This window comes from Planomonospora parontospora, assembly GCA_014647935.1.
GTDB classification, from domain to species: Bacteria; Actinomycetota; Actinomycetes; order Streptosporangiales; family Streptosporangiaceae; genus Planomonospora; species Planomonospora parontospora.
The window spans coordinates 1-12,148 of record BMQD01000022.1; the positions used below are offsets into that span (position 1 = coordinate 1).

The window sequence follows — 12,148 nt, forward strand, 5'->3', positions numbered from 1 at the left end:
GTGGTACCTGCCACGACCAAACCTCTCTCGGTTCGATCTCCACGTTACGAGGGGAAGCTCAGCGGGGCTAAGCCGTGGATGTGGGGGCGTCCGCCACCGGCTCCCCGGCGCCTGCGCCGCCGGTTCGTCTACATGCTTTGAGGAACGCAGCACTAGGTCACGGATCGTGGACTCGCGGGTCCGTCCGCGGCTGCGGGTACTCCGGTCCACGGCGGGACCGGCCAGGACCGTCAGGACGAGCAGGCCGGACGCATGCACCACCGGATCGGCCACCTCAAGGACACCTCAAGGACACCGCGAGGCCACGGGGAGGCCACCGTGAGGCCGCCAGGTCGTCGGCGCGGATGCCGGCTGTTCCAGCGGGCCGGTCGCCCGAGCCCGGCTGCCGATGATGACCAAAACATCACCTGATATCCCCTATGACATGCTTTGCCGAGGGTAGGCAGGAAGTGGTCCGGCGACCGGCTGCGCCGCGGTGCGCTGTCTCCTGAGCCGGCACGTTTCTGGTGACCCCGGAAGTGGGTGGAGTGCGATGACGTCCTGGCCGCGGCCGGACGACGAGGCCGAGCGGGTACGCGAACTGGAGGAGCTGCACGCCCTCGACGCCGTCCCCGAGCCGCAGTTCTCCTCCATCGCGACCCTGGCCGCGCACATGTGCGGCACCCCGATCGGACTGGTCAACCTGGTCGGGCACGACACGCAGTACCTCAAGGGGCGCCACGGCATCACCTGGACCGAGATGGACCGGCGCGATTCGTTCTGCCAGTACACCATCTGCGGCGACCAGATCATGGAGATCCCCGACGCCCAGGCCGATCCCCGCTTCCGTGACAACTCGGTCGTGGTGGGGGAGCCGTACGTGCGCTTCTACGCGGGAGCGCCGGTGGTCAGCGGTCACGGTCACGCACTGGGCACGGTGTGCGTGGCCGACACCCGGCCGCGCCTGCTCTCGGACGACCAGCGCCAGGCGCTGACGACCCTGGCGGGCAACACCGCGGGGCTGCTGCAACTGCACCACCACGCCCTGCGGTCCGAGCAGATGCTGGCCCGGATGCGGGAGGTCGAGGAGCTGAAGAACCAGTTCCTGCGCACCGTCAACCACGAGCTGCGCACCCCGCTCACGGCGATCAGCTCCTACCTGCAGATCATCTGTGACGGTGACCTGGACGAGGCCACCGAGCAGAGGTTCCTGCGCGTCATCGAGCGCAACAGCGACCGGCTCCGTGACCTGCTGGACGAGCTGCTGCTGATGGCCAGCCTGAACGCCGGCACCGCCGCCTTCGCCCCGGGGCAGGCCGACCTGGCCGCCCTGGTCCACCGTACGGTGGCCGCCCTGGCCGAGCGGGTCCGCACCGGACAGCTGACCATGACCGTGCACGCCCCGCGGGCGGTGATGGCGTGCGCCGACGCCGGGCGGGTCCAGCACGCCCTGACCCAGCTGCTGGACAACGCGATCAAGTTCACCCCGCCCGGCGGCCGCATCGAGGTGGCCGCGTGGAGCGATCCGGCCCCGACCGTGGAGGTGTGCGACACCGGCATCGGTATCGGTGCGGCCGACATCGAGCACGTCTTCGACGACTTCTACCGCGCGCCCGAGGCGGAGGAGCGCGCCATCGGCGGCACCGGCATCGGCCTGTCCATCACCCGCAAGATCGTCGAGTTGCACGACGGCACCGTGCAGATAGACAGCCGCCCCGACAGGGGCACCCGGGTCCGCCTGATCCTGCCCGCCCCGGTGCCGTGCGGGTAGGGCGCCGACCGGTTCGGCCGCACGCGCGGACCGTCCCCGACCGGCCGCACCCGAAGGGCCGATCCGGTGGCCGGGCGGGCGGGCCCGGCGGTCGCGGGCGGCGTCATCGCGGACGGGACGGGACGGGTGAGGGCGGGACGGGCGAGGACGGTCGCATCACGACGGCAGGGGTCATCGCAGCCGGTGCTGCAGGGCCGGAGCCAGTTCGGTGGTGGTGAGCAGGAAGGCCACGATGTAATCGACGAGGTGGTCGCGACCGGTGTCCAGGTCGCCGCGGAACCAGTCGGTCAGCAGGTCCCACAGGCCGGCGGTGACGGTCAGGGCGGTCAGGTGGAGATCGGTGGCGGACAGGGGGACCTCGTCCAGCAGTTCACGGGCCTGCGCGGTGAAGACGCCCGCCAGGGTCCGGATGATGCGGCGGCGGCGTTGCTGCAGCAGTGGATGGGCGGAGAACTCGTGGGCCAGGATGCGGCCTCGGCGCGGGTCGGCGGACAGGAAGTCCACGATGGCCTCCACCACCGCGCGGGCGCGGGCGCGCAGGCGGTGGGGGGCGGCCGCGGCCGCGGCCAGGATCACGGCGGTGCCCTGGGCGGCCTGGCCGTCGACGACGGCCAGCAGCAGGGCGTCCAGGTCGGCGAAGTTCTCGTAGAAGTAGCGGTCGTTCAGGCCGGCCTGCCTGCACACGCCTCGCACGGTCGCGGCGGCCCAGCCGTGGCGGCCCAGTACTTCCAGGCCGGCCTCCAGCAGTGCGGCGCGGCGCTGAGCCCGGCGTTGTTCGGCCGACATCCCGCGGTAGGGGCGTGCGGAAGGGGTCGAGGAGGTCACGACATCCGATTGTGCCGCAGCCCTTGACACCCCGGCTAAATCTGGTGATCGTTGACACCAGAATTTCTGGTGTCAACGATCACCAGAAACGAGTCCCCCTGCCGCGCAGGGAAAGGCGGTCGCCTGTGACCACGCAAGAGCCGGCATCCTCCGTCCCCCTCACGGTGGCGGCCATCGACCTGAGCGACCTGAGGTTCTGGGCCCGGCCACCGGCCGAGCGCGCCCGGGCCTTCGCACTGCTGCGGGCCCAGCCGCACCCGCTGTACTTCCGCCTGCCCAGGGTTCCCTTCCTGCGGCGGGACCCCGGCTCCTGGGCACTGGTCCGGCACGCCGACGTGGTGGAGGCCAGCCGGCGTCCCGAGATCTTCAGCAGCGAGCCCAGCGCCACCAGTCCCACCGACATGCCGGGCTGGATGAGCGGATACTTCACCTCGATGATCGATATGGACGACCCGCGGCACGCCAAGATCCGCCGGATCATCTCCCGGGCGTTCACCCCCAAGGTGCTGGCCGCAGCGGACGACGACATCGCACGGCGGGCCGCGCGGATCGTCGAGGAACTGATCGCGGCGGGCCCGGGCGACTTCGTGGCCCAGGTGGCGACGCGGCTGCCGGTCGAGGTGATCTGCGACATGCTCGGCATTCCGTCTCGCCACCACGCCCAGGTGGTGAAGTCGACCAACATCGTGGTCGGTTACACCGATCCCGAGTACGTCGGTGCGACGGCGGACTACACCGGAGCCGAGGTCAGGGTCTCACCACTGCGTGTGATCCGCGTGCTGACCACGGTGATGCTGGCCGGATGGCGGCTGCACCGGCTGGCCGCCCGGCTCGGCCGCCGGCGCCGGCGTACGCCGGCCGATGACCTGACCTCCGCGCTGGTCAACGCCAACATCGACGGGGAGCGGCTGAGCCCGCGCGAGTTCGCCGCGTTCTTCCTGCTGCTGGTGGTGGCCGGCAACGAGACCACGCGCACCGCGATCGCCCACGGCCTGAAGCTGTTCACCGACCATCCCGACCAGCGGCGCCTGCTGCTGGAGGACTTCGAGGGCCGCATCGGCGGCGCCGTGGAGGAGATCGTGCGCCACAGCAGCCCCGTCATCTTCATGCGCCGCAACCTCACCCGAGACGCCGAGATCAACGGCCACCACTACCGGGCCGGGCAGAAGGTGACGTTGTTCTACGCCTCCGCCAACCGCGACGAGGCCGTTTTCGCCGACCCCGACGCCTTCGACATCACCCGCTCACCCAACCCGCACGTCGGTTTCGGCGGGCCGGGACCGCACTTCTGCCTGGGGGCGCACCTGGCCCGCCGCGAGATGACGGTGATGTTCCGCGAGCTGTTCACCCGCCTGCCCGACATCGCCGCCGGCGAGCCCGACCGGCTGCTGTCCAGCTTCGTCAACGGCTGCAAACGCCTGCCGTGCACCTTCACCGTCCCGCGGACCGTCCCGGGCGAGGGCACGCCCGGCGGTGATCGATCAGGAACCGGACCAGGCCGATGCCGGATGACGGGACGTCCGTAGCCGGTGCCCGCGGGCACCGGCCGGCATCGCCTACGCGACGTCGGGCCGGGTCATCAGCGGCGACCGCAGATGCAACGCCAGATCGGGACCGGTCAGCGGCACGACGTTCCACGTCGCCACCGCCGTGCCCGCGGCGGCGTCGACCACCAGCCGGACCCGGTGCGGGGTGGTGATGACGTACAGGTCGGCGGCGAACGCCCCGCCCTGCCAGGCGCCGGTCGCGACGACCGGGCGGCCCAGCGGAGAGCTCTCCTTCCACCGGCCGTGGCCGACCGCCACCTCCAGGGAGGCCCCGAGCCGCAGGAGCCATCCGCCGTCCACCGGATCGACGGTCACCGCGGTCCCGCCGGGCAGCGGCGAGTCCTCGCCGCAGGCGTCGATCCGGGCCTTGGCGGAGCGCTCCGGGGCGGCCCGGCCCGGCACCGGCGCGAGGGACAGCCGCCGCAGCCGCTCGGCGAGGATCTCGTCGTCCCGGGTGCTCGCGGAGTGGTCCAGGCCGGGCAGCAGGCACTCCCACAAGGGGTCGAGAACGGCCTCGATCTGCGTTTCGGCGGCGGTCACGGCGACCACGAGGTCGTGCGACGGGACGACCACGCACAGCTGGCCGAAGGCGCCCTGGCCGCGGTAACCGTGACGCGACATCCAGAACTGGTAGCCGTATCCGCAGAGCGCGTCGGGACTCTCCGACCAGCCCTCGACCTGCAGGGTCTCGATGTGCCGTCCGGTGGCGAGCTCCACCCATTCGCGCGGGACGAGCCGCCGGTCGCCCCAGAGGCCGCCGCGCAGCAGCAGCTCACCGAAGGCGGCGACGGCCTCGGTCGTCAGGTGCAGCCCGTGGAATCCGAAGGCGGCGCCGCTCGCCACCCGGTCCCATTCGGCGTGCTCGACGCCCATCGGTGTAAAGAGGCGCTCATCGAGCAGCTCCGGCAGGGTGCGGCCGGTGACCCGTTCGACCATCCGGGCCAGGACGAAGGTGGTCGCGTTGTCGTAGGAGTGCCGGGTCCCCTCGGCTTCGGGGAACGGGACGCGCAGGAAGCCCTTGACCAGGTCGCCCGGTTCGAGCCGCCAGGCCTCGTCGAGGCTGTCGCCGCGGTGTCCGGTCGTCATGGACAGCAGATGGTGGACGGTGAGGCGGCGTCCCTGCGCCGAGATGTCGGCCGGGACGTGGTCGGGCAGCACGTCCACCACCCGGTCGTCCAGCGAGAGCAGCCCGTCGGCGATCGCGAGCCCCACGGCGATCGAGGTGAAGGACTTGGTCAGCGAGTAGAGCAGGTGCGGGCGTCCGGCCGAGTACGGCGCCCACCAGCCTTCGGCGAGGACGTGGCCGTGGCGCACGACCATGATGGAGTGGCACTCGGCGGATCGCGCTTCGAGCCGGTCCAGCAGTGCGGTGATCGAGCGGGACGACACCCCTGAGGCGGCCGGTGTCGAGCGCGGCAGCAGGGCGCGTTGAGAGGGCATGCGGGGAACCTAACAAACCCACCGAATATGCCCAATCGATTTATGCGGCCCGGTTCGCCGTCCAGGAGTGCTCCGGTGATCACCGCCGGCGGTCGCGAGGTGGTCCGCGACCGCCGGCCCCGGGGCGGGGCGGCACCCGTCCCGCCCCGGAGCCGGTACCGCCGTGCCGGAGGAGCGGGGGTTGCTAGTCTCACCGCTGTGACGGTCAGAAACTCCCACTGCTCCTTCTGCGGTACGGCCTACACCCCGGACCAGGCCTGGCCGCGGACCTGCTCCGCGTGCGGGAACACCTCCTACCTCAACCCTCTCCCGGTCGCGGTGATGGTGCTGCCGGTGGACGAGGGCCTGCTGGTGGTCCGCCGTGACGTCGAGCCGCACCGGGGCGCGCTCGCCCTGCCCGGCGGCTTCATCGACCTGGGCGAGTCCTGGCAGCAGGCGGCCGTGCGGGAACTGCGGGAGGAGACGGGCATCGTCGCCGACGCCGCCGACGTCCGGCTGTTCGACGTGCTCAGCGCCCCCGACGGCACCGTCCTGGTCTTCGCCCTGGGCCCGCGGACCGCCGCGTCCGCTCTGCCGCCGGTCGCCCCCACCGCCGAGACGTCGGAGTGGCTGGTGATCGACCGGCCTCGGGAACTGGCCTTCCCCCTGCACACCCGGGTCGCGGCGGCCTACTTCGGCACGCGGCGCGGAGCGGCTTGAGTGCGGCGCGAAGAGGCGGCCCGCGGGGATGCCGTGCGGCGGACCGGCCCGGCGGGACGAGAGCAGGGCGGACCGGCCGCCGGGCCCGCCGGTCGGTGTGCATGAGCGACCACGATGTGTTCCTCGCCGACTGTCCCGCCCGCAGCACGCTGAACCTGATCGCAGACACCTGGTCGGTGGTCGTGGTGTTCGGGCTGGGCGGCGGCCCCCGGCGCTACAGCGACCTGCGCGACCGGATCGGCGGGATCAGCAACAAGATGCTCACCCAGACGCTGCGCAAGCTGGAGCGCAACGGCCTCGTCGAGCGGCGGGATCTGGCCACCGCGCCCGCAGGCGTGGAGTACCGGTTGACCGAGCTCGGCCGCAGCCTGCTCGGACCGGTGACGGTGCTGGCCCGATGGGCCGAGGACCACGCCGAGGAACTGGCCGGAGAGGACGGCGCCTGACCGGAGAGGGGCGGCGCCTGACCGCGCAGGGAACCAGGTGGTTCCCTGCGCCTCCCTAGCGTTACCGCCCATGAGAATCGGAATCTTCGGCGCCGGGGCGATGGCCGGCGCGCTCGGCGCGCGGTGGGCCGCGGCGGGGCACGAGTTGATGATCACCGGTCGTACGGCGGCCAAGGCGCGCGCCCTGGCCGACGGGTGGGGCGCTCGCACCGGCGGCTTCGGGGAAGTGGCCGAGTTCGCGGACGTCGCCCTCATCGCGGTGCTCCACCAGGGGATGGCGGCCACGCTGGACCGGATCGGTGACGCGCTGCGCGGAAAGGTGATCATCGACTGCAACAACCCGGTCGAGGTCGGGCACTTCACCCTGGTCACCCCGCCCGGCCGGTCGATGGCCCAGGAGATCGAGCGGGCGACCGGCGGCCACGTCGTCAAGGCGTTCAACCTCTGCCACGCGCGGGTCTGGCGAATGGACCCGCCGGTGTTCGACGGCCGCCGCCTCACCGTGCCCTACTGCGGTGACGATCCCGCCGCGCTGGACGTCGCGCGCCGGCTGATCACCGACCTCGGCTGCGAACCGCTGCCGGTGGGCGGTATCCGGCACGCCCACCACCTCGAAGCGATGGCCGCGATCGTGATCTCGTTGCTGTTCGGCGGGCACGACCCGCACACGGTCTTCAACCTCGTCGACCGCACCACCGTCGCCACGAGTGTGCAGCCGGCTTCGCCGGATCGCCGCCCGTGACCGCTTCGCGGAGTTCGAGCCGGAGCCCGCCCTCACCCACGGATCCGACCGGCGGCCCGCTCCCGTGACGCCGATGGAACGCCGATGGAACGCGCAGGACCCCGCCGGCGTTGTCACTGTCGTACGGCGTCCGCACGAGTGAGGAAACGATGCGCCTTCTACTCTTCCTGGCCTTCCTGGTGGTCCCGGTCCTGGAGATCTGGGCGCTGATCCAGGTGGGGCAGGTCATCGGCGGCCCGCTGACGGTCTCCCTGCTGCTGGCCGACAGCCTCCTCGGCGCCTGGATCGTCCGCCGCGAGGGCCGCAGGGCCTGGCAGAGCCTGCAGACCGCGCTGCAGGGCGGCCGGATGCCCGACCGGGAGCTCGCCGACGGCGCCATGATCGTCGCAGGCGGGACGCTGCTGCTCACCCCGGGCTTCCTCACCGACGTCGCCGGGTTCCTGCTCGTGCTGCCGTTCACCCGGCCGCTGATGCGCAGGCTCGGCACCTGGTTCTTCGCCCGCAGGATCCGCACGCTGGCCGCACGGGCCGCCGGTCCCGGTCTCGCCTTCGGCACGCCGTTCGGCCCGATGGGAGCGTCCTTCGACGAGGCGGCGCGCGGCCGGGCCGGCGGGTCCGGCCCGGTGATCCACGGTCAGGTGATCCACGACGAGCCGGCGGGACCGGCCCCGCGAGACTCCGGCCGCGACCTCACCGGTCGCTGACCGGCGGTCGCGCTCCGGGAGGGAGCCGGCCGCCGGCCGGTCGTGCGATCCGGACCGCATGACCGGCCGGCGGCTCTCACGACGAGCTGAGTTCGGCCAGGCGGCGCAGGGAGAGCCGGAACAGCGCCTCGTTCAGCGGGCGCAGCAGCGGCCAGCCGAGCCGCCCTGCGGCGCCGAACGGCAGGTCGAGTTCCTCCTCCCAGACGATCGTGCTGCCGCCGCCCTCGCGGGGCAGCACCCGGAAGGCGCCCTTGCCGCGCACCAGCCGCCCGGTGTGCCGGACCTCGACCACCGCCGGCGGATCCCAGCGGGTGATCTCCATGGTGTCCAGGAAACCGAGCGGGCCCACGCCGGTGAAGGCCGCCAGCCTGCTTCCGGCGCTGCGCCCGTCGCCGGCCGCGACGTGCGCGCGGGTCAGGACCATCCACTCGTCGTGCCGCGGCCAGTCGGTCAGGACGGCGAACACCCGCTCGGGGCCGGCCGCCGCGTCACAGGAGACGCTGATACGGGTCTTGGTCACGACCACGTCCTGCCCGGGAACCGGCCCGCTCTCACCGGACGTCCCCGGGCCCTTCCCGGCCCGGGGGCGTCCGGCGTCCCGCCCGCGCCCGGCGGCCCCGCCTCGCCGGGGCCGCCGCCGTACGCCGGGAGAGCGCGGACGGGACGGGAAAGGCCGCTCGGCTACGGGGCCGCGTCGGCGGGAGCGTCGACGTAGATCTCGCCGAACTCCACCGCCGGGGGAGTGAGGCCCGCGAAGTTCCGGTCGACCGCGGCCCTCTCGGCGGTGTTCGGGTAGGGGTTGGTGCAGCCGGTGCCCGCGCTCGACCCCGACATCAGGTCGGTGCACCGGCCGGTGCGCCGGTCGGGCAGGCCCAGGATGTGGCCGATCTCGTGGGTGGCGATGCGCAGCGGGGCGTAGCCCTGACCCGTGGCCTGCCGGCCCATCCAGACCGTGCCCCGGCCCCGCCCGACGGGCTGGGCGCGGGGCCAGCCGTTGTCCGCGAGGACGACGAAGTCGGCGGGGCTTCCCGCGACGAGGCGGACGTTGCTCACGCTGTCGTTCCAGATCTGGGCCGCCTGATCCACGGCCGAGCGGAACTCGGCGGCCCGGCTCGCGTCGTAGCGGACGACGCGGACCGCCGCCTGGGCGGTCCGGTCCGTCTGGACCGCAGGGGCGGGGGAGAGGGGAGCCGCCTGGGCGGGGGGCGCGGTCGCGAGGAAGGCGAGTCCGAGGGCGAACGCGAGGGCGGAACGGGGGATCCTTGACATCCTTGACATCTCTGTCGGGCCTCCTCGGCCGATGGGGGGTGGTCAGGCGAGGTGCCGTCACGATATTGACCGAGGAGTTCGCCGGGAATCTGGCAAAAATTCCCTATCACGGTGCTATGGGGGCCTGGTGGGAGGTCCCCGGCAGGCTCTCTGACAATGATCAGCATAAAAGAGTCAAAAGGCAGTTATGGGTCATATGCGGACGATTCTGTAGGATTTCCAGCCCACGGCCACGGCCGATCCGCCAATGGTTGGAGCACTCGATGCCGGATGGGCACTACGGCGTCCTCGGAGGCGCCCTGGACGGCCGCCACGGATCATCCGCCGCGCAGGCGAGGCTGCCGCGCCGGGAGGCGGCCCTCCGCTGCACGCAGGAGAACGCGCACCGCCGCTGCATCCTGCCGCCCGGCCACGTGCTGGACCACGTCTACCCTCCCCGCGGGCTCGGCGCCTCCTGACGAGGCGGGCTCCGGCCTGCCGCGGCGCGTCCGGGCCCCGAGACCGTGCGGCCGGCCCGGCGCCACGGATCTCCGACCGCCGAGGCCTCCTGCGGCAGGGAGATCGCGGACGTCTAACATCGGGCGGGTGGATCTCCTGGGGACGGACGCGGGCGAGCGGCCGCGGACGCCGGTGGAGGTGTTCGAGGAGCAGCGGCCCCGGTTGCGCGGTCTGGCCTATCGGCTGCTCGGCTCGGCCGCCGAAGCCGAGGACCTGGTGCAGGAGACGTTCCTGCGCTGGAGCCGAGCCGGCCGTGTCGATGTTCCGGCCGCCTGGCTGACCAAGGTGATCACCAATCTGTGCCTGAACCAGCTCGCTTCGGCGCGGCGGCGCCGGGAGAGCTACGCGGGCCCGTGGCTGCCCGAGCCGGTGCTCACCGGGGACGGCGTGCTCGGTCCGCTGGAGACCGCCGAGCAACGCGAATCGGTGTCACTGGGCCTGCTGGTCCTGCTGGAGCGCCTGAGCCCGGCCGAGCGGGCCGTCTTCGTGCTGCGCGAGGCGTTCGGGCACAGTCACGCCGAGATCGGTGACATCGTCGGCCTCGACGAGGCGTACTCCCGGCAGCTCCACCGCCGGGCGAGGGCGCATGTCGGCGAGTCGCGCAAACGGTTCGACGCGGACCGCGAACAGCATCGCCGTATCGTCGAGGGGTTTCTGGCCGCGACCTTGCGCGGTGACGTGGCCGGGCTGGAGCGGCTGCTCGCCGCGGACGTGGTCGCCTGGGCGGACGGCGGCGGGTCGACCGCGGCGCGGCGGCCCGTGTGCGGGCGTGAACGGGTGCTGCGTTATCTGCGTGGTCTCAGCGTCCGGCCGGAGGCGTCCGCGGTGACGGCGGCGGTCGCGGAGGTCAACGGCGAGTTCGCCGTGCTCCTGCGGCACGCGGGCGAACTGCGCGCGGTCATGGCCGTGGAGATCGGCGATGGCCGGGTCGACACGGTGCGGACGCTGATGAATCCCGCCAAGCTCGCGTTCGCCGCCGCTCAGCTCGTGTGAGGACGCTCACACCCGGGCGGTGTCACGAATCGGGCGGCCTGCCGGTTCAAATGGGGACTCGATCGGAGGAACCATGGCAGAGCGCGTTGTGGTACTGGGCGCCGGTTACGCCGGGCTGGCCGCCGCCAAGCGGGCGGCCCGGCGGTTGCGCGGCACCGATGCCCGGGTGACGCTGGTGAACGTGAGCGACCGGTTCGTGGAGCGGGTGCGACTCCACCAGCTGGCGGCCGGGCAGGTGCTCGCCGACCTGCCCCTGCGCGGCCTGCTCGACGGCACCGGTGTGGAGCTGGTGGTGGCCGGGGTGACGGGACTCGACCTCGGCGCGCGGGTCGTGCGGCTGGACACCGTCCCGTACGAGGTGGGCTACGACGTGCTGGTCTACGCTCTCGGCAGCGGCGCCGACCTGGACGCGGTGCCCGGGGCGGCCGAGCACGCGTTCACCCTCGCCGTCGCGGGCGAGGCGGTCCGGCTGCGGTCACGCCTGACCGAGGCCCGCACGGTCGCCGTGGTGGGCGGCGGACTGACCGGAATCGAGGCCGCGGCCGAGTTCAAGGAGGCGCATCCGCAGCTGGAGGTCCGGCTGATCTGCGCCGGTCCTGTCGGGGACGGGCTCTCCGCGACGGCTCGCCGGCATCTCCACCGCGCCTTCCGGCGGCTGGGCGTCACCGTGCACGAGCACACCCCGGTCGCCGAGGTCGGCCCGGACGGATTGTTCCTGGAGGACGGCCGCGAGGCACCCGCCGACACCGTGGTGTGGGCCGCCGGCTTCCGCGTCGCCGGCCTGGCGGCGGCTTCGGGACTGGCCGTGGACGGGCAGGACCGCATGCTGGTCGACGCGACCCTCCGCTCGCTCTCGCACCCCGGGGTGTTCGGCATCGGGGACGCCGCGAACGCGCAGGCCGCGGGCGGGCGATCGCGGATGTCCTGCCAGACCGGCCTGCCGATGGGACTGCAGGCGGGCGACGCGGTGGCCGGCCTGGTGACGGGACGAGACCTGCGCCCGGCCAGGATCCGTCATCTCTGGCAGAACATCAGCCTGGGCCGCCGCGACGGCGTCACCCAGTTCACCCGCGCCGACGACAGCCCGCTCGGCGCCGTCCTGACCGGCTGGGCGTCGGCACGCCACAAGGAGGCCGTCATCCGCGGCACCGTGTGGAGGCTGCGCCATCCCGGGCCCTGCGGTCCGGGCGCGTGATCCGTCACCGTCCGGTCCCCGCCCGGGGCCGGCGGAGGCA

At 72.8% G+C, this 12,148-nt stretch carries 13 protein-coding genes; 9 read left to right on the forward strand and 4 right to left on the reverse strand.

Annotated elements, in window-relative coordinates; genetic code table 11:
• Positions 1-532: 532 nt before the first annotated feature.
• A complete protein-coding gene (locus tag IEZ07_RS27555) occupies positions 533-1,750 on the forward strand; it encodes a GAF domain-containing sensor histidine kinase (protein ID WP_191897424.1) in 1,218 nt (405 codons plus the stop codon).
• Between the two features lie 171 nt (positions 1,751-1,921).
• Here the strand turns inward: IEZ07_RS27555 and IEZ07_RS27560 are convergent, their stop codons facing one another.
• Positions 1,922-2,575: a TetR/AcrR family transcriptional regulator gene (locus IEZ07_RS27560; RefSeq protein ID WP_191897425.1), complete on the reverse strand. Its 654-nt coding sequence runs from the start codon at positions 2,573-2,575 to the stop codon at positions 1,922-1,924.
• A 125-nt stretch (positions 2,576-2,700) separates the two neighbouring features.
• On the opposite strand from IEZ07_RS27560, the gene IEZ07_RS27565 reads away from it, so the two are divergent.
• Positions 2,701-4,101, forward strand: coding sequence for a cytochrome P450 (locus IEZ07_RS27565; RefSeq protein ID WP_191897426.1), 1,401 nt, complete (start codon positions 2,701-2,703; stop codon positions 4,099-4,101).
• A gap of 30 nt (positions 4,102-4,131) precedes the next feature.
• Here IEZ07_RS27565 and IEZ07_RS27570 read toward each other — a convergent pair whose 3' ends face one another.
• On the reverse strand, positions 4,132-5,562 hold the full coding sequence (locus IEZ07_RS27570) for a serine hydrolase domain-containing protein (protein ID WP_191897427.1): 1,431 nt from the start codon (positions 5,560-5,562) through the stop codon (positions 4,132-4,134).
• Positions 5,563-5,760: 198 nt separating this feature from the next.
• On the opposite strand from IEZ07_RS27570, the gene IEZ07_RS27575 reads away from it, so the two are divergent.
• From IEZ07_RS27575 to IEZ07_RS27590, 4 genes are all read left to right on the forward strand, one after another.
• Entirely contained in the window at positions 5,761-6,261 is a 501-nt protein-coding gene (locus IEZ07_RS27575) for an NUDIX domain-containing protein (protein ID WP_204054647.1), read from the forward strand.
• A 101-nt stretch (positions 6,262-6,362) separates the two neighbouring features.
• Positions 6,363-6,707, forward strand: a complete 345-nt coding sequence (locus IEZ07_RS27580) for a winged helix-turn-helix transcriptional regulator (protein ID WP_191897429.1) — start codon at positions 6,363-6,365, stop codon at positions 6,705-6,707.
• Positions 6,708-6,777: 70 nt separating this feature from the next.
• On the forward strand, positions 6,778-7,449 hold the full coding sequence (locus IEZ07_RS27585) for an NADPH-dependent F420 reductase (RefSeq protein WP_191897430.1): 672 nt from the start codon (positions 6,778-6,780) through the stop codon (positions 7,447-7,449).
• A 149-nt stretch (positions 7,450-7,598) separates the two neighbouring features.
• The gene (locus IEZ07_RS27590; protein ID WP_191897431.1) at positions 7,599-8,153 is read left to right on the forward strand and encodes an FxsA family protein; all 555 of its coding nucleotides are present in this window, start codon (positions 7,599-7,601) and stop codon (positions 8,151-8,153) included.
• 76 nt (positions 8,154-8,229) lie between these two features.
• Here the strand turns inward: IEZ07_RS27590 and IEZ07_RS27595 are convergent, their stop codons facing one another.
• Positions 8,230-8,673 carry an SRPBCC family protein gene (locus IEZ07_RS27595; protein ID WP_204054646.1) on the reverse strand — a complete coding sequence of 148 codons (444 nt, stop codon included), beginning with the start codon at positions 8,671-8,673 and terminating at the stop codon, positions 8,230-8,232.
• Between the two features lie 161 nt (positions 8,674-8,834).
• Positions 8,835-9,422 (reverse strand): snapalysin family zinc-dependent metalloprotease, encoded by a 588-nt coding sequence (locus tag IEZ07_RS27600; RefSeq protein ID WP_191897432.1) that lies wholly within the window; start codon positions 9,420-9,422, stop codon positions 8,835-8,837.
• A 263-nt stretch (positions 9,423-9,685) separates the two neighbouring features.
• Between IEZ07_RS27600 and IEZ07_RS27605 the strand changes: the two genes are divergently transcribed.
• The 3 genes from IEZ07_RS27605 to IEZ07_RS27615 all read left to right on the forward strand — a co-directional run bounded on the left by IEZ07_RS27605 (position 9,686) and on the right by IEZ07_RS27615 (position 12,108).
• Positions 9,686-9,880, forward strand: a complete 195-nt coding sequence (locus IEZ07_RS27605; protein ID WP_068897365.1) for a hypothetical protein — start codon at positions 9,686-9,688, stop codon at positions 9,878-9,880.
• A gap of 127 nt (positions 9,881-10,007) precedes the next feature.
• Positions 10,008-10,913, forward strand: a complete 906-nt coding sequence (gene sigJ, locus IEZ07_RS27610) for an RNA polymerase sigma factor SigJ (protein WP_239320772.1) — start codon at positions 10,008-10,010, stop codon at positions 10,911-10,913.
• A 73-nt stretch (positions 10,914-10,986) separates the two neighbouring features.
• The gene (locus IEZ07_RS27615) at positions 10,987-12,108 is read left to right on the forward strand and encodes an NAD(P)/FAD-dependent oxidoreductase (RefSeq protein ID WP_191897433.1); all 1,122 of its coding nucleotides are present in this window, start codon (positions 10,987-10,989) and stop codon (positions 12,106-12,108) included.
• The last annotated feature ends 40 nt before the right edge of the window (positions 12,109-12,148 follow it).

Excerpts from the sequence above, each read along its gene's own strand:
- IEZ07_RS27570 (WP_191897427.1), bottom strand. The coding sequence starts at position 5,562 with ATGCCCTCTCAACGCGCCCTGCTGCCGCGCTCGACACCGGCCGCCTCA.
- IEZ07_RS27600 (WP_191897432.1), bottom strand. The coding sequence starts at position 9,422 with ATGTCAAGGATCCCCCGTTCCGCCCTCGCGTTCGCCCTCGGACTCGCC.
- IEZ07_RS27555 (WP_191897424.1), top strand. The coding sequence starts at position 533 with ATGACGTCCTGGCCGCGGCCGGACGACGAGGCCGAGCGGGTACGCGAA.
- IEZ07_RS27580 (WP_191897429.1), top strand. The coding sequence starts at position 6,363 with ATGAGCGACCACGATGTGTTCCTCGCCGACTGTCCCGCCCGCAGCACG.
- IEZ07_RS27590 (WP_191897431.1), top strand. The coding sequence starts at position 7,599 with ATGCGCCTTCTACTCTTCCTGGCCTTCCTGGTGGTCCCGGTCCTGGAG.
- IEZ07_RS27605 (WP_068897365.1), top strand. The coding sequence starts at position 9,686 with ATGCCGGATGGGCACTACGGCGTCCTCGGAGGCGCCCTGGACGGCCGC.
- IEZ07_RS27615 (WP_191897433.1), top strand. The coding sequence starts at position 10,987 with ATGGCAGAGCGCGTTGTGGTACTGGGCGCCGGTTACGCCGGGCTGGCC.
- IEZ07_RS27585 (WP_191897430.1), top strand. The coding sequence starts at position 6,778 with ATGAGAATCGGAATCTTCGGCGCCGGGGCGATGGCCGGCGCGCTCGGC.